Raw genomic sequence first — 14,899 nt, 5'->3', positions numbered from 1 at the left:
ATGCTCAGTGGGAGTGGCTGGAACCGCGTCTACCGGTGAGCAAGGGACGTTGCGGCAGATAACGGGCCACTGCCAGGCCGTTTATGGGGTGCTCTACCGGATACGCACGGGCGTGCAGTGGAGCGTGATCTGCCTGAGTGTACGGACATGGAAGACGGTGCACGAGCGGCATCGCCGCTGGTCGGCGGACGGAACGTGGGAGATGCTCATCCAGGGGGCCCAGGCCGAGGCGGGCGCGGTCGGCGAGATCGACTGGGAGATCTCTGTCGACTCGACATCGATGCTTGCGCACGACCACGCCGCTGCCGCTCGGCAGGCCCCGCCGCCCGCCGTCCCAAGAGCTTCGCCCGCCCGGTCAAAGCTGCTCGGATCCGGGCGAAACTGGTCGACCGGCTGGCGGAGGTGGCGCGGGACGTGAGGCGCTCGGCCGCTCACTCGGCGGGTTCACCATCAAGATTCACCTGAGTGCGGACGGCCGCTGCCGGGTGTTCTCGCTGGTCGTCACGGCCGGGCAGTGCCGACTGCACCCGGTTCGAGCTGGTGGACCCGTCCCTCACTCTTGCCAGACATCACTGACCATTGCCGTCACCAGTTCCGTACTACCTACCTGCGCGAGTACGGCCACCCAAACCAGCATTCCTGGCCCCCTGCTGTCTGCCGATGACCAGGGATCGTTGCCTCTCCGTCTGGGCAGGATCGCTCCAACTCCAAGCGAACAGGAATTAAGGTACCGCCGATAACGGTCCTCACTCCTCGCCACCAAGCGGTGCGGCCCCGACCTGTGCACGGGGCGACAGCAACGGCCGTAGCCCCGGGCGTCGCCCCACCTCCGTGGTCGAAGGCCCGAGTGAGCCGAGGGGAGCGGCCGGCGCCGAAAGTCGGCCCGCCCGGGAGTCTGTCGGCGTCGGCCTGCACGTCGATGACGGGTCATCAGGGCGATAAGCGTCCGGGACACTGCAACGTTCCGCGACGCCCGGTGCTCTTGTCGGGCGATGGACGTCGGTCGGCGCTGAAGGTGCATATCACCTTCTGAGAGCGGGGGTCGGCGGCACGGGTGTGGGGCTTCCCGTCACCCCCTGATGTCAGGCAGCGCGCTTCACGTGGCGGACCAGCCACATCAGCAGGGCATCCAGGTCGGCGACGGCCGAGAGCACCCGGTCGACCGCCTCGGGCGCGTGCAGCCATTCCTCGCAACCGAGGGGCCGGGCGGCGATCAGCGAACGGTGGCGCAGCAGCTGCGTACGGGAATGGTCCGTCGGATAGCCGCGCGGAGGGCGTTTCATCATGTCCCCCGAGATCTCGTAGCCCTTCTTCCGCACCTCCTCGACGATGCCGGACAGTTCGCGACCGCTCCCCTCGCAGGCCACGGCCTTGCGGAACATGTCCACCTGGCCGGGATCGGGGTGCCACCAGGCGCCCTGGATCCGCAGGCCGTCCAGGTCGAACCGGAGACCGATCTCGATCTTGCGGGCGAGCCGGATCACCGCGCTCTGGTGCTGCCACCACCAGGAGTCGGTGCGGTAGTGCCACACGGAGAAGTCCTCGTACCGGGGGTCGGTGTCGGCCACCTCGTTCAGCAGGGCGATCATCGGCTGCCGGACCAGGCGCTCGCGGTCGCGCGGTGGCGCTCGCGGGTCGCGTGGGTCGGTTCGCCCTGCAGCTGCCACAACTCCGCCTCGAGTCGTTCCACCAAGCCGACGCCCACGAGCAGATGTTGGTGACCTATCACGCCGAACCGAACTCCCCGTCGGCGGAGGCTCTGCGACTGCTGGCCAGCTGGGGCGCGGATGCGACCCGGGCGGGAACGGACACGTCGTCGGCACGCACGGCTTGATCAACTCCCCTTGATCACCGGTAGTCGGCTGGGCGCCACACCCCGCGTCCTGTCGCACGCCAGACGCCTCCGGGAGGTGTCGGATCCAGGACGGCCCGGGTGGCGCGGGCGTGCCTGGGGCCGCGGTGGCTCAGCCTGGCGGTACATGTGCCGCCGCGCGAGCCGGGGGGCGCTCAGGAACCGTCGGGCCCGTCAGCGTCCGCCGTCCCCTCCACCGATCGCCAAGACGGATAGTGGGTCTCGACCGGTCGGCCGTCCGGATGCTGGCCGCACAGATAGTCCAGAAGCTTCACGTACTTGGCGCGGCCGCGGCGAGAAACACGTTCATCTGGGCCACCGCGTCGCCCACCTCGACCGTCACCGTTCCGGTCCGGTGAGCACGCAGGCGATGCTGAACTCCGCGGGGCTCTCCCAGGCATCGGTCAGCGCCTCCATCGACCGACGAGGTGCTCAAGAGTTTCACTGCCTGCCCGATCTCGCGCATCGACGGCGGATGGCCACGCTGCTCGACCGAGTCGGTGATGCAGGTCAAAGCTTTCCGCTGCCGGTCGGTGAGGCCGTCGGCACAGGCCGGATGCCGGGCGGCCGGCAGATGGGGCGGTAGTTGTTGGTGATGGCCTCCATACGGCCTCCTTGATCATGATTTATCTTGAAATTGTATCTCGCGCCGCAAACAACGCGCTGGCATTCGATCTGGGAGGGCGTTAAGTCCGTTTCTGGTAGCGGCCTCGTCCGGGCTGGGTGAGGAAGCCTTGGCGAGTGAGGCGTCCGAGGCGAGCGCGGGTGACGTTGGCCGATGCCTCGTCGGTGGGCATGTCGAGGAGTTCGTGCAGCTCTCAGGCTCGGAACTCCCGGTCGGGGTGCTGGTTGAAGGCGCTCACGATGGCCTGGTAGACGTTGTTGGTCTCGGGCGGTTCGGGGTCGCCTTGGGCTGGTGCGATCTCGGCGATGACTTTCCGGGTGGTGGCCAGCTCCGCAAGTCGCGCTTCGGTCTCGGTCAAGGCCGCGGTCAAGTGCTCGATCTGTCCGCGGAGTTCGCTGGCCCGGGCCGTGGTCTGGTCGTGCTGGCCTGGAGACCCGCCAGGAGTTCGGTGATGTTCACGCGGCCAGCTCGAGTGTGTCGCGCCAGGACGGACTCGGCGTGGTGAGGCGGCGGGTCATGTTCGCAATCGACGCCCAGTAGACGCGTGAGGCGGAGGTGTCGGGGCGGTGGTCGTACTCCCGGGCCAGACGGCGGTGCAGCATCAACGTGCCGTTGACCTGCTCCGCGATCCACCCTTTTCGGCTGCGGGACGAAGCCTTTGCCCTGGTCATCGGCGTTGCGGCGGACGACCTCGACGTCGATGTCCAACAACGCGCCATGGATGAGGACTTCGTCCTTGAAGCCCTGGTCCACCAGGGCCTTTCTCCAGACGCATCCCGCACCGCTCGGCGGCCTGGTCGAGCAGGGCGGTGCCGGCCGCGTTGTCGTGGGCGGATGCGGCCAGCACCACGACGCCGATGATCAGTCCCAGAACGTCGACGGCCAGTCCCCGCTTGCGGCCCGACACCTTCTTGTTGGCGTCCAGCCCCGTCGTGTTCTTCGGGACACCGGCTGCCGCGCGGACGGACTGGGTGTCGATGATCACGAGAGACGGGTCCTCTAATCGCTTCGCTCTCTCCCGCACCTGGCAGCGCAGGAGTTCGGAGATCTGCTGGTCGAGCCCGTCCTGGCGCCACAGGCCGAAGTAGTAGAACACCGCCGACCAGGACGGCAGATCATGCGGGAGATAACGCCACTGGCAGCCCGTCCGGTTCTGGTAGAAGATCGCGTTCACGATCTCCCGCAGATCGCAGGATCCGGGATCTCCGGTCGCTGACCGTGCCACCCGGTCCTGTTTCCAGGCCGTGATCATCGGCTCGATCAACGCCCACTGCTCGTCCGCTAAGTCGCTGGGGTACGGCTCTCGCTCCATGGCCGCATCTCGGCATGCACATGCCCAGGCAGACGGCCTGCCCGACGATCAGTACCTCGATCGAGCGATCACGAACCGAGGAAGATCGGACTTGACGTCCGCTCAGATCTCCTGGGGCTTGTAGGAGCTGGGTTCGCGCAGGGCGACGCGGCGCAGGAGGTCGACGGTTTTGGTGACGCCCTCGACGGGGGCCACAAGAACGTCCTCGTGCTCGATGCTCAGGACGTCGTCGTAGCCGGCTCGACGCAGGGCGAGGCAGAAAGCGCGCCAGAACGCGTCGTCGTGGCCGTAGCCGAGGGTGACGTAGTTCCAGGAGCGTTCCTTGGCGGCCATGACCGGCAGCGTCTCCAGCCTGCTGGTCAGGGCCTGGCGGGAGGGTTCCAGCCGGGTGTCCTTGGCGTGTACGTGGTAGATCGCCTCGCCCAGGGTCTCGATGGCGGCGAGCGGGTCGGCGCCCATCCACATCAGGTGGCTGGGGTCGAAGTTGGCACCGACCACGGGCCCGACCTCCTCGCGCAGGCGCAGGAGGGTGGGGACGTTGTAGACCACCTGGTGGGCGTGCATCTCCAGAGCGAGCTTGGGCACGCCCCGGTCACGGGAGTGGGCGACGAGGTCTCGCCAGTACGGGAGTACGACCTCGGTCCATTGCCAGTCGAGGATCTGTGTGGTCTCCGGCGGCCAGGAGACCGTGATCCAGTTGGGGTTGGCGTCGCCCGGCCCGCCCGGCAGCCCGGACATCATCACCACGCGGTCGACGCCGAGGAGCGGGGCGAGAGCGATCGTCCTGCGCGCGACCTGGTCGTGCTCGCGGCCGCTGGGCCCGGGGTGCAGGGGGTTGCCTGAGCAGGTGAGGGCGCTGATCGTGAGCCCTCGGTCGGCGACCTTGGCCAGCAGTTCGCGGCGCGCGCCGTCGCTGTCGAGAAGCCGGTCGATGTCGATGTGCGGGGCGGTGGACCAGGCGCCGGTGGCGAACTCCACGTGGTCCAGGCCGAGTTCAGCGGCCAGGTCCAGGGTCTCGTCGAGCGTGAGGTGCCCGACGCTGTCGGTGTTCAGACCGATCTTCATGATGCGTCCCGTCTGCGGTGTGGTCGGGCGGGGAGCGGTCGTTCCCCGCTGGTTCGGTGTGCCGGCGGTGGGGGTCAGATGTAGAGGGCCGGGCGGTCGGCGAGTTCCACCTCGACGCGGCGGCCCTCGGTCTGGGCGCGGATGCCCGCCTCGCAGACCGCGGCCACGGCGTAGCCGTCCCAGGCGCTGGGGCCGGTGACCTCGCCGCGCCAAGTGGCGTCGATCCATGCCTGGACCTCGCGGTCGTACGCTTCCTCGAACCGCTCGACGAAGCCGGGGGTGACCGTGCCGCCCCAGCGTCCGCCGGCGCTGACGAGCATGTCGTGCCGGTCGCCGACGCGGGCGGTGCCGTGCTCGCACACCGCCTCGGCCTGGACCTGGTAGCCGTAGCGGGCGTTGACGTAGATCTCGACGTCGACCAGGGCGCCGCCGTCGGTTTCGAAGACGACGAACTGCGGATCGGCCAGCCCTTCGGGCGCGTTGCCGGAGGGCCGCGGCCGCATGACGGTGACGGATGTGATCTCCTGGCCGAGCAGCCAGCGGGTGATGTCCATCTCGTGGGTCACGGAGTCGTTGATGAGCATGGCGCTGGTGAAGTCCGGCGGGCAGGACGGGTTGCGGTGCCGGTTGTGCAGCATCAGCGGCCGGCCCAGTTCCCCGCTGTCCAGCAGCGCTTTGAGCCTGATGTACTCGTGGTCGTAGCGGCGCATGAAGCCCACCTGCACCCGGCGGTGCCCGAGCCGCTGCTCGGCCTCCAACACGCGCAGGGCGGAGGCGGCGTCGGGGGTGAGGGGCTTCTCGCACAGGACGGGCAGGTCGTATTCGAACGCGGTGAGCAGTGCCGCCTCGTGGGCGACGCCCGGGGAGGCGAGCAACACCGCGTCGACGTCGGGTGAGGCCATCGCTTCGGCGACGTCGCCATAGGCCGCGCATCCTTCGACGTCGGCGGCAACCGTCTTGGCGCGATCGATGTCGACGTCGACGACGGCGGCCACATGGGCGCCGCTGGTCACCTCGCTGATCCGGCGTACGTGGTCGGCTCCCATGCGGCCGGCGCCGATCACGGCGACTCCAAGGGAGGTGCGGTAGGTCATGTGGTTCCTTGACTTGAGGGGGGCGATGGCGGTGACGGTCAGCAGAGGGCCGGCCGAACCCACACGGGTCCGGCCGTGACCCGGGTCGTACGCGTCACCGTGTTCCCTTGGCGGCGAACGTGGCGACGGTTGCGACGTTGGACTTGTCGACGAAGGCCGGGCCAGTCAGCACGGGCGCCACGCCACCGCCGCTGTAGTTGCCGTTGTTCTTGTAGAGCCAGAGGGAGTCGACCGCCAGGTAGCCCTGCAGATAAGGCTGCTGGTCGACGGCGAACTCGATGCTGCCGCCCTGGATCGCCTTCACGAGTTGCTTGTTGAGGTCGAAGGTGGCGACCTTGGCCTCGCTGCCGCCGTCGGACACCGCCTGCGTGGCGGTCAGCGCGACCGGGGCGGCGAGGGTGACGACGTAGTCGATGGAGGGGTCCTGCTTGAGCTTGGCGGTGACGGTCGACTTCACGGACGGCATGTCGGCGCCGTTGACGAACAGGTTTTCCGTCGTGCCCGAGAAGCCCTTCTTGACGCCAGCGCAGCGTGCCTCGAGGGCGACCTGGCCCTGTTCCTGGATGACACAGGCGACCTTCTTGGCGCCGAGGGAACTCAGCTTCTTGCCGACCGCCTCGCCCGCGACGGTCTCGTCCTGTCCGAAGTACTGGAGCAGGCCCTGCTTCTTCCAGTCGTCCACACCGGAGTTGAAGCCGACCACGGGGATACCGGCCTGCACCGCCTTGGCCACGGTGCCCTTCATGGCATCGGGCTTGGCGAGGGTGACTGCGATGCCGTCGACCTTCTGGTCGATCGCGTTCTGCACCAGGTTGGCCTGGTTGCCCCCGTTCGGGTCGGAGGAGTAGAGCAGCTTGATGTTGTCCTTCGCGGCTGCGGCCTGGGCGCCCTTGCGGATGGTGTCCCAGAACGTGTCACCGGGGACCGCGTGGGTGATCATCGCGACCGTCATGCGAGGCGTGGTGGCCTTGCCTGCGGAGACGCCACCGGCGCTCTCCTCCGACTTCTTGCCGCCCGAGCTGCTGGTGCAGCCGGCGACCGTGAGGACTGCGCTGGCGGCCATGGCCACCAGGATGGTGAATCTGCGGGAGCGGGAGGGGAGCGAGCGGTTCATTTCGGCACCTCACTGTGCTGACTTGCGGGAAGGGTGATCCAACGGCGGGACGCCACACATCCCGTTGTGGGTCGGGCGGGAGCTATTGGGTGGCCGGCTCTGCGGGGGTCGGGATCAGAGGGCGAACGCGGCACGGAACCGCTCCATGGCGGTGTGACTGTCGCCGGAGGGCCATGCCTCCAGGGCGACCGTGCCGTCGTAACCGAGGTCGGTAAGAGCGCGGGCGACGGCCGGATAATTGATCTCTCCGGTGCCGGGTTCACGGCGGCCGGGCACGTCGGCGACCTGGATCTCTCCGATCAGCCCCGCGCCATGCGCGCGGCGGACGAGCTCGATGAGGTTTCCCTCGCCGATCTGGGCGTGGTACAGGTCCAGATTCATCCGCAGACCGGGCCGATCAACTGCCGCAACCAGGGAGAAGGCGTCGGCGGCCGTGGCGAACGGGACACCGGGGTGGTCGACGGCGGTGTTGAGGTTCTCCAAGGTGAAGGTGACGCCCGCGCTCTCACCCAGTTCGGCCAGACGGGTGAGCGTGCGGTGGGCGGTGATCCACATCTCGCCGGTGGCCTCGCCGGTCACCGGCACCACGGGCAGGCCCTCGCCGTCCAGGCCGGTGCCATGCAGGTTGAGCCGGGGGCAGCCGAGATGCTCGGCCGCCTTGATCGACTCCTCGGCTGTGCGCAGGAGTTCGGCTGCGCCGTCCGGGTCGGTCAAAGTGCCGCGAATGTAGCCGGTCATCGAGGAGAACTCGGCGGGGGTCTGGGCCAGTGCGTTCAGGTCGTGCCGGGTCCAGTCCCAGATCTCCACCTGGAAGCCGGCCTCGTGGATGCGCCGGGCCCGCTCCTCGATCGGCAGGTCGCGGTAGACCATCTCGGCACAGACCGCCAACGTGTACATCGCAGCTCCAGACTTATAACGTTCTAAGAGAACAGGAGCAGTACGCCAGGCGCCGGGCAGCCTGTCAAGGGTTTGTGCGGACATTCGACTTATAACGTTGTAACAACCGTGACCAGTGTGTGTCCTGCTGGGCTCGGTCTACGATCACCTCGGAGAAGACCCTCGATCAGGAAGGCCGACGGTGCCATCGCGCTCTGCCGTCCCGGACGGAAAGCGGCCGACACTCAGCGACCTCGCGGCGCGGGCAGGTGTCTCCGTGCCGCTTGCTTCCATGGTCATGCGCGGTGCCAAGGGGCCCAGCGCGGCAAGTCGCGAGCGGGTGCTGCGGGCCGCGCAGGAGATCGGCTACCGGCCGGACAGCAGGGCCCGCCTCCTGCGCAGCAGCCGCTCGCACCTGGTGGGAGTGCAGTTCGACCTGCGACAGCCCTTCCACGCCGACATGGTTGAGGCGCTCTACGCCGCGGCGGGGGCGGCCGGCTATCAGATCGCGCTCAGCGCCGTTGCCGCGAGCCGCAGCGAACAGGATGCGGTGGAGACGCTGCTCGACGACCGCTGCGAGGCGTTGATCCTGCTCAGCCCCCATGCCCCGGCGGCCCGGCTGGCAGAACTCGCGGCGCAGCTACCCGTCGTCTCCGTGGCCCGCCGGCTGCGTCCGCTCGCCGAGGGCGTCGACGTCGTCCGCGCGGCCGACGACGAGGGCGCCCGCCAGGCGGTGGACCACCTTGTGGCACTGGGCCATCGCGACATCGTCCACATCGACGGGGGCAGGGCGCCGGGCGCGGCCGACCGGCGCCGCGGCTACAAGTCGGCCATGAAGCACCACGGCCTCACCGACCGCGTCCGCCTCGTGCCGGGCGGGCTGACCGAGGACCACGGCGCGGCAGCCGCACGAACACTCCTCGCCGAGGCTGCCCGCCCCACCGCTGTCCTCGCCTTCAACGACCACTGCGCAATCGGCGTCCTCGACACCTTCCTGCGCGCCCGTATCCCTGTGCCCGACGAGATCTCGGTCGTCGGCTTCGACGACAGCCACCTCGCCCGCCTCGCCCACGTCCAACTCACCACGGTCGGGCAAGAAGCCCGCCAGCTGGCGCGCCGGGCCGTGAGCCGGGCCGTCGCCCGGCTGGAGGGTGGGGCGGCGGACGACGAACGAGAAGTCGTCGTCACACCACACCTCGTCATACGAAGCACCACGAGGGCACCTTGCCGCTCCTGACCCGCGCTGCTCCAGTCCCGGCTCGTTCTGGTCGAAGTTCCACCGCGACCCCATGGACCACCCACAGCTGTCCGCCGAGGGAACGTTCGGACACCGCACTACCTGGGGCATGGAACGGATTGGCATGAAGCGGATCGGTCGGCCGCCTGAGGCCAGTGAGCGGTGAGCGCATGACGGCGCCGTGAGCCGCAAGCCAAAAATGCGCACTCCTGTGCCGCGGAATCGGGTCCGGTTCGCCTGCCGGTCGTGGGCGGCGCTCCGGAGGACGTCACGCACCCGGATCACATCGGGGTTGGCATGGGCGCCCGGCCGCTGCACGAGGAAAACAGGGTGTTGAGCGGCGGTCTCCTGCTTCGTGGAGGAGCGTGAGACGGCCGCCGTCGAGGCAACCCGTCCGGTTCTGGTAGAAGATCGCGTTCACGATCTCCCGCAGATCGCAGGATCCGGGATCTCCGGTCGCTGACCGTGCCACCCGGGCCTGTTTCCCAGGCCGTGATCATCGGCTCGATCAACGCCCACTACTCGTCCGCTAAGTCGCTGGGGTACGGCTCTCGCTCCATGGCCGCATCTCGGCATGCACATGCCCAGCAGGTGGTCTGCCCGACGATCAGTACCTCGATCGAGCGATCACGAACCGAGGAAGATCGGACTTGACGTCCACTGAGATGCGGCCCCTATGGGGCAGTGCATCCCTTACCTAATCGAGTGATAGCGCCACACCTGTTGCACGCGGTAACGTCCTTCGCACTGCTGCTGAACTGCACCGATTCTCATCGGATCACGCTGCACGACGGTTGCCCCCGCTAGAAGCGACGATGCCGCCGTGGTCGGCGCTGTCCTGCCGCCTGACGGTCACGATGTCACCGTCGCAGATCGCCGCGTCGACCATGCTGTCGCCGGAGACCGTCAGGGCGAACAGGTCGCCATCGCCCACGACTTGGCGAGGCAGGGAGAAAACGTCCTCGATCATCTCCTCGGCGAGCAGGGGCGCGCCGGCAGCGATTCGCCCGACGAGCGGCACGTCGACCGGCGCCTCGCTCCTGCCACCGACGTCGGGCGCCCACGAGGGCCGCACCCGATAGGCGCGGGGACGGTGCGGGTCGCGGTAGAGCACACCTTTGCTCTCCAGGGCCATCGGTTGGTAGGCCACCGAGAAGATGTACTGGCGAGGTCCACGGCTCTTCCGATCTCCCGCATCGAGGGCGGGTAGCCCTGCCGGTCGACCGTCTGCGTGATGTAGCGGACGATGTCCGACTGGCGGCTCGTCAGCTGCCCCTCAGCGGTCTGGGGGCCTGGGGGGCCTCGGCGGGCGGGCGCGTTGTTCTCCATCCCGGGCACCTCCGTGCAAGATCTTCGCGGAATGTGACCTTCACCCGCCATCCGGCGTAAATGGAACCCTCTTTCGACTGACGATCGGTGCCTTGCTGTGCGCGACGCGTGGCGCCAGAGCCGCGACCTCGCCCTGACCGGCCACAAATGAGCCAATGGTCAGACTCGCACCGTTGACCGGGTAAACGGAGCGCTGTCTCATGTCGGCGGCATGGATGGCGGGGGCGACTTGCACGATCGCCGTAGTGCTCCGGGGCAGCAGGGGGTTTCGGCGATTGGTTGCCTGGTCGGGCCCGCGTTTTGGGTGCCCGACCAGGCACTGCCTCGGTTACAGGTACGGGCGGGTGATCAGCTCAATCGCGTGACCGGCGGGGTCCTTGAAGTACACGCCGCGACCGCCGTGCTCGGTGTTGATCTCGCCCGAGCGCTGCATCTGCGGATCGGCCCAGTGCTCGATGCCGCGATCGCACAGTCGCTGGTATGCCCGATCGAACAGCTCGTCGTCGAGCAGGAACGCGTAGTGCTGCATCTGGATCTCCACCGGCGGCTCGGCGAACTGAAGAAGCACGCCGTCGGTGAGCTGAATGTTGGTGAACGGGCCCCAGGACGGCGCTTCCGAAAGCTCCAAGAGCTCGCGGAAGAACTGAGCCGACTCGCTGCGGTCTTTGGCGGCGATAATGGTGTGGTTGAAGGTGGCCGGCATTCGGTTGACCTCGCTATTGTTCGACACGAAAAAACGGACTCGTAGTGCAAGAGCACTGGGGGTCCACGTGCCGAACTGGGGTGCCTTCGCCGCACCCGCTGTGCGATCAGCCCTCCACCGGGTTGCCAATCTGTGCGTGGCGTAGCGCCGGTCCGGTGTTCACGTCGGGGACTCTACTTGATCTTGCTGGCTGCGACAACAGGTGAGCGATCGGCTGCTTGTTGGCTCGTCACGCAGCTTTGGTCGGGTTGCGGTCCGCTGACGGACGGGTGAGTAGGCGCGAAGTTGGTCTGGGCCGAGGCGCGTGCGTGGGGAATCCGGCGCCCGCGGCCAGGGCGAGGAACTGCTCCAGCGGGAGGCCGGAGACGGTGGCCGGGTTGAGGCAGGGCGCGAACCGCCCGGTGACGTCGCCGGTCATGCGGTGGCCAGCCTTCCGTTCAGCAGCTGCTCGCGCAGCATGCCCAAGTCCTCCACCACGGCGGCGATCACTCGCCGGACGCCTCCGGCGTCGGTTGGGTTGGGGCCGGAGGTCTGCACGATCGCCTGCCACGGGTCGGTCAGGCCCTGGCCGGACTGGGAGACCAGTGCGACGGCGCAGTCCAGCCCGGTCTCCTCGTGGAGCCGGCGCGCGGCCTCGGCGGCCGCCAGGTTGCAGAGCTTGCCGACGTGGTAGACGGGTTCTTGCCCGTGCTGCAGGATCGCGCGGAGCTCATCCAGGCAGTAGCGGCTGTAGGCGCCGGAGATTGCCTCGCCACGCCATCGGCGAGGGTATCGGGTGACCGGCGCCCTTGCGCTCGACGAGCGCCGGGCCGACCGCGATCACCTGTGGTTGGGGCCGGTCGGCCCCCGTACGCCGCCTCATCAGCCCTTGTCCTGGGTCCCCTGATGCTGCGACCGTCGAAGGGGCACGAGGTCGAGGAGGTGTCGACCATGCCCGATGGCAGCAGGGGTACGAAGAGTCGGTTGTGGCGATGGCGCAGCAATCCGGTGCGCCGGCACGACGACGTGGTCGAAGCCTGGATCGTGCTGGTGATGTGGACGGTCGTCGTGGTGGGCGGGGCGATCGCCGGGCTGGTGACGGCGCACGCCGCCCACGAGGTGCTCGCACGGGAGCGCGCAGATCGGCACTCTGTCGCAGCTGTGCTGCTCACCGATGTTCCGCAGACCCGGTCGGCGGCCAGGGGCACCGACCGGGCCCTGGCGAAGGTCAGCTGGACGGCTGACGACGGCGCCACCCGCACCGGACGGACCTTGGTGGGCACCGGTCTCCACTCCGGATCGACGGTCACCGTCTGGCTGGACCCCCGCGGTGCGCTCACCACCGAGCCGACTGGGCCGACGGAGGCCGCCGTGGAGTCGGCGCTCTTCGGCTTCGCGGCAGCCGCAGCCCTGTCCGGCCTCGCCTTCGGCGCCGGCGCCCTCTTCCGGTGGGAACTCGACCGGCGTCGCCTCGCCCGGTGGGCCAAGGAGTGGGAGCAGGTCGGCCCGCGGTGGAACCAGACGACCGGCTGACGCGACGGGCCGCCCGGCCCTTCGCGAGCGAGCGGGCTGCGGGCGCGGTGCAATGAACAGTGAGGCGGCTTGCTGCCGCCGCGCATGAGGAGGTGGCGCATGCGCTACGAAGACCGCACGGACGCCGGGCGTCATCTGGCCCGTCGCCTGCAGCACCTGCGGGGCACGGATGCCGTGGTGCTCGGACTGCCCCGAGGCGGGGTCCCGGTCGCGTACGAAGTGGCCCGCGTGCTCGGCGCGCCCATGGACGTGCTCGTGGTGCGCAAGCTGGGCGTGCCGTGGCAGCCGGAGCTTGGATTCGGTGCGATCGGCGAGGAGGGCCTCCGCGTGATCAACCAGGACGTCCTCCGCGAGAGCGGGCTCAGCCCCATCGAGCAGGAAGACGTCGAGCGCTCCGAACGTGCCGAGCTGGAGCGGAGAGTGCGCCGGTATCGCGCCGACCGCCCACCCCTGCCCCTGGCCGGCCGCACCGCTGTGGTGGTGGACGACGGGCTGGCCACCGGTGCCACGGCCGAGGCCGCCTGCCGGGTGGCCCGCGCTCGTGGGGCGGGCGAGGTCGTCCTCGCCGTCCCCGTCGGGGCGGAAACGACCGTGCCGCGCCTGCGCGAAACAGCGGACCAGGTCTTCTGTCTGCAGGCATCGCGTCATCTGGGGTCCGTCGGGGCCTGGTACCGCGACTTCTCACAGACCAGTGACACGGAGGTGGCCGCGCTGCTGGCCGAGGCCGGCCATTCCGGCTCGTCGCCCGACAGCCCACGACGACCGGAGCGCCCGTTGACCGTCGACGAGGTGGAGGTCCCCGCCGGGCCGGTACGGCTGGCCGCACGACTCGTGGTACCCGCCACGGCACAAGCGGTGGTGGCGTTCGCCCACGGCAGCGGGAGCAGCCGGCACAGCCCGCGCAACCAGCATGTCGCCGCAGTCCTCAACCGCAGGAGTCTGGGCACGCTGCTGCTGGATCTGCTCACCGAGGACGAGGCACGCGACCGCCACAACGTCTTCGACATCATCCTGCTGGCCCGACGACTGCAGGCCGTCGCCCAATGGCTGCGCCGGGAAACCGCCCTGCCCGTGGGCTACTTCGGAGCCAGCACGGGTGCGGGCGCCGCCCTGGAGGCAGCCGCGGGAGACGACATCCGCGCCATCGTCTCCCGCGGGGGCCGTCCGGACCTGGCCCGTCCGGCCGCACTCGCACACGTCCGGGCTCCGACGTTGCTGATCGTCGGCGGACTCGACACGCGGGTGCTCAGCCTCAACCGGCTCGCGGCCGACTGGATGCACTGCGAGCACCGAATCGCCGTGGTCCCCGGCGCCACCCACCTCTTCACCGAGCCGGGTGCTCTGGACACCGTCGCGGAGCTCGCCTGTGAATGGTTCACCGCCCACCTCGCACGACCGGACGCGGCGGCCCGGCCGATCAGGTCGGCCTGAGCGCGGCACCCCGAGCCCTCAATGGCGTCTCCACACAGCCATGGGCAGCTCGGTCATCAGTGCTCGTCCTTCTCCCTGCCTTCTACTCGTAAAGCACAGGTCAGATCCCATCTTCAATGAGCCCGAAGCCTTCTGGGAACCCTTCCAAGAACTCGCGCCGTGCCGGGTCGGACTCGGCTTCGGCCATGGTTCCAAGCAGTTCGATCAACTCGTTCCGCTGGTCGCCCGACAGCTTGCTGACCAGGTGGGCGACACCCTCCAAGACCTTGACGGCGTCGTCCGGATCCATCTGCTCCTCTTCACTGCCCTCGACGAACCACAGGACATCGACCAAAGCCTCGGCCAGGGCGTGAGTCAGAGACGAGTACACGGGCATCAAGATGGACTCCCAGCAGGTCATGGCAGCAAAGTCCGGCCATCCCACCACACACCATCCCACCACACACCACTGACATCACACTCAGTCAGCCTCCACGGAAAGTGAGCCAGAACTCGAGAACCGAAAGCATCTGTACACGAGTTCGGGAGGGGTCGGCGGTGTGTCGTGTTCGATGTTCATGTGTAGCGACAGCGCCAGTGCGCCGTTGCTCAGAACCTCAGCGGTTCTCAGCGTTCCGGGCTTTTCTGCCCGGAAGGTCCGTCTCGTCACCAAAGCGTGAGGGCTTCGGCTTGAGGACGGTCTCTCGTTTCTGTCTGCCGCTGCTGCGGCAGGGTTGCGCCACCTGCCCGCCCCGCCTCCGCCTTGCGGC

The 14,899-nt window shown here is 68.6% G+C and carries 15 protein-coding genes and 4 pseudogenes; 5 read left to right on the top strand and 14 right to left on the bottom strand.

Going from position 1 to position 14,899, the window contains the following annotated elements; genetic code table 11:
- The first annotated feature begins 7 nt into the window (after positions 1-7).
- Positions 8-418 carry a transposase gene (locus tag KUM49_RS50940; RefSeq protein ID WP_374200262.1) on the top strand — a complete coding sequence of 137 codons (411 nt, stop codon included), beginning with the start codon at positions 8-10 and terminating at the stop codon, positions 416-418.
- A 664-nt stretch (positions 419-1,082) separates the two neighbouring features.
- On the opposite strand, the gene KUM49_RS40035 is transcribed toward KUM49_RS50940, so the two are convergent.
- Positions 1,083-1,667, bottom strand: coding sequence for a DUF2461 family protein (locus KUM49_RS40035; RefSeq protein ID WP_308406966.1), 585 nt, complete (start codon positions 1,665-1,667; stop codon positions 1,083-1,085).
- A gap of 2 nt (positions 1,668-1,669) precedes the next feature.
- Here KUM49_RS40035 and KUM49_RS49325 point away from each other — a divergent pair.
- A pseudogene (locus KUM49_RS49325) lies at positions 1,670-1,834 on the top strand (transcriptional regulator); the annotation flags it as partial.
- A gap of 289 nt (positions 1,835-2,123) precedes the next feature.
- Here the strand turns inward: KUM49_RS49325 and KUM49_RS50935 are convergent.
- The 7 genes and pseudogenes from KUM49_RS50935 to KUM49_RS40000 all read right to left on the bottom strand — a co-directional run bounded on the left by KUM49_RS50935 (position 2,124) and on the right by KUM49_RS40000 (position 7,959).
- Complete coding sequence (locus KUM49_RS50935; RefSeq protein ID WP_374200261.1) at positions 2,124-2,366, bottom strand: hypothetical protein; 243 nt, start codon at positions 2,364-2,366, stop codon at positions 2,124-2,126.
- Between the two features lie 304 nt (positions 2,367-2,670).
- Entirely contained in the window at positions 2,671-2,835 is a 165-nt protein-coding gene (locus tag KUM49_RS49315) for a hypothetical protein (RefSeq protein WP_254402500.1), read from the bottom strand.
- A gap of 97 nt (positions 2,836-2,932) precedes the next feature.
- Positions 2,933-3,789: pseudogene (locus tag KUM49_RS40020) on the bottom strand (IS5 family transposase).
- 102 nt (positions 3,790-3,891) lie between these two features.
- Positions 3,892-4,854, bottom strand: coding sequence for a sugar phosphate isomerase/epimerase (locus KUM49_RS40015; RefSeq protein WP_217241834.1), 963 nt, complete (start codon positions 4,852-4,854; stop codon positions 3,892-3,894).
- A gap of 74 nt (positions 4,855-4,928) precedes the next feature.
- Positions 4,929-5,948 (bottom strand): Gfo/Idh/MocA family protein, encoded by a 1,020-nt coding sequence (locus KUM49_RS40010; protein WP_217241833.1) that lies wholly within the window; start codon positions 5,946-5,948, stop codon positions 4,929-4,931.
- A gap of 94 nt (positions 5,949-6,042) precedes the next feature.
- A complete protein-coding gene (locus KUM49_RS40005; protein WP_217241832.1) occupies positions 6,043-7,062 on the bottom strand; it encodes a sugar ABC transporter substrate-binding protein in 1,020 nt (339 codons plus the stop codon).
- Between the two features lie 114 nt (positions 7,063-7,176).
- Complete coding sequence (locus KUM49_RS40000) at positions 7,177-7,959, bottom strand: TIM barrel protein (protein WP_217241831.1); 783 nt, start codon at positions 7,957-7,959, stop codon at positions 7,177-7,179.
- 181 nt (positions 7,960-8,140) lie between these two features.
- Between KUM49_RS40000 and KUM49_RS39995 the strand changes: the two genes are divergently transcribed.
- The gene (locus KUM49_RS39995; RefSeq protein WP_217241830.1) at positions 8,141-9,175 is read left to right on the top strand and encodes a LacI family DNA-binding transcriptional regulator; all 1,035 of its coding nucleotides are present in this window, start codon (positions 8,141-8,143) and stop codon (positions 9,173-9,175) included.
- 385 nt (positions 9,176-9,560) lie between these two features.
- Here KUM49_RS39995 and KUM49_RS50930 read toward each other — a convergent pair.
- The 5 genes and pseudogenes from KUM49_RS50930 to KUM49_RS50925 form a co-directional block, all read right to left on the bottom strand.
- Positions 9,561-9,687: pseudogene (locus KUM49_RS50930) on the bottom strand (transposase); the annotation flags it as partial.
- A gap of 293 nt (positions 9,688-9,980) precedes the next feature.
- Positions 9,981-10,555 (bottom strand): annotated as a pseudogene (gene lexA / locus KUM49_RS39990) (transcriptional repressor LexA); the annotation flags it as partial.
- Positions 10,556-10,832: 277 nt separating this feature from the next.
- Positions 10,833-11,207, bottom strand: a complete 375-nt coding sequence (locus tag KUM49_RS39985; protein ID WP_217241895.1) for a VOC family protein — start codon at positions 11,205-11,207, stop codon at positions 10,833-10,835.
- A 229-nt stretch (positions 11,208-11,436) separates the two neighbouring features.
- A complete protein-coding gene (locus KUM49_RS39980) occupies positions 11,437-11,625 on the bottom strand; it encodes a hypothetical protein (RefSeq protein WP_217241829.1) in 189 nt (62 codons plus the stop codon).
- Complete coding sequence (locus KUM49_RS50925; RefSeq protein WP_374200264.1) at positions 11,622-11,903, bottom strand: methionine adenosyltransferase; 282 nt, start codon at positions 11,901-11,903, stop codon at positions 11,622-11,624. Before KUM49_RS50925 ends, KUM49_RS39980 begins: the two co-directional genes overlap by 4 nt.
- Before the next feature lie 234 nt (positions 11,904-12,137).
- Here KUM49_RS50925 and KUM49_RS39970 point away from each other — a divergent pair, with 234 nt between their 5' ends.
- On the top strand, positions 12,138-12,719 hold the full coding sequence (locus tag KUM49_RS39970; protein ID WP_217241828.1) for a hypothetical protein: 582 nt from the start codon (positions 12,138-12,140) through the stop codon (positions 12,717-12,719).
- A 99-nt stretch (positions 12,720-12,818) separates the two neighbouring features.
- A complete protein-coding gene (locus tag KUM49_RS39965; RefSeq protein ID WP_217241827.1) occupies positions 12,819-14,150 on the top strand; it encodes a phosphoribosyltransferase family protein in 1,332 nt (443 codons plus the stop codon).
- 100 nt (positions 14,151-14,250) lie between these two features.
- Here KUM49_RS39965 and KUM49_RS39960 read toward each other — a convergent pair whose 3' ends face one another.
- Positions 14,251-14,526, bottom strand: a complete 276-nt coding sequence (locus KUM49_RS39960; protein ID WP_217241893.1) for a hypothetical protein — start codon at positions 14,524-14,526, stop codon at positions 14,251-14,253.
- Positions 14,527-14,899 lie beyond the last annotated feature (373 nt).

Source organism: Streptomyces sp. AC555_RSS877, assembly GCF_019049245.1.
GTDB lineage: Bacteria > Actinomycetota > Actinomycetes > Streptomycetales > Streptomycetaceae > Streptomyces.
The sequence above is the reverse complement of the archived record's forward strand: the minus strand, read 5'-3'. Positions and strand labels throughout refer to the sequence as shown.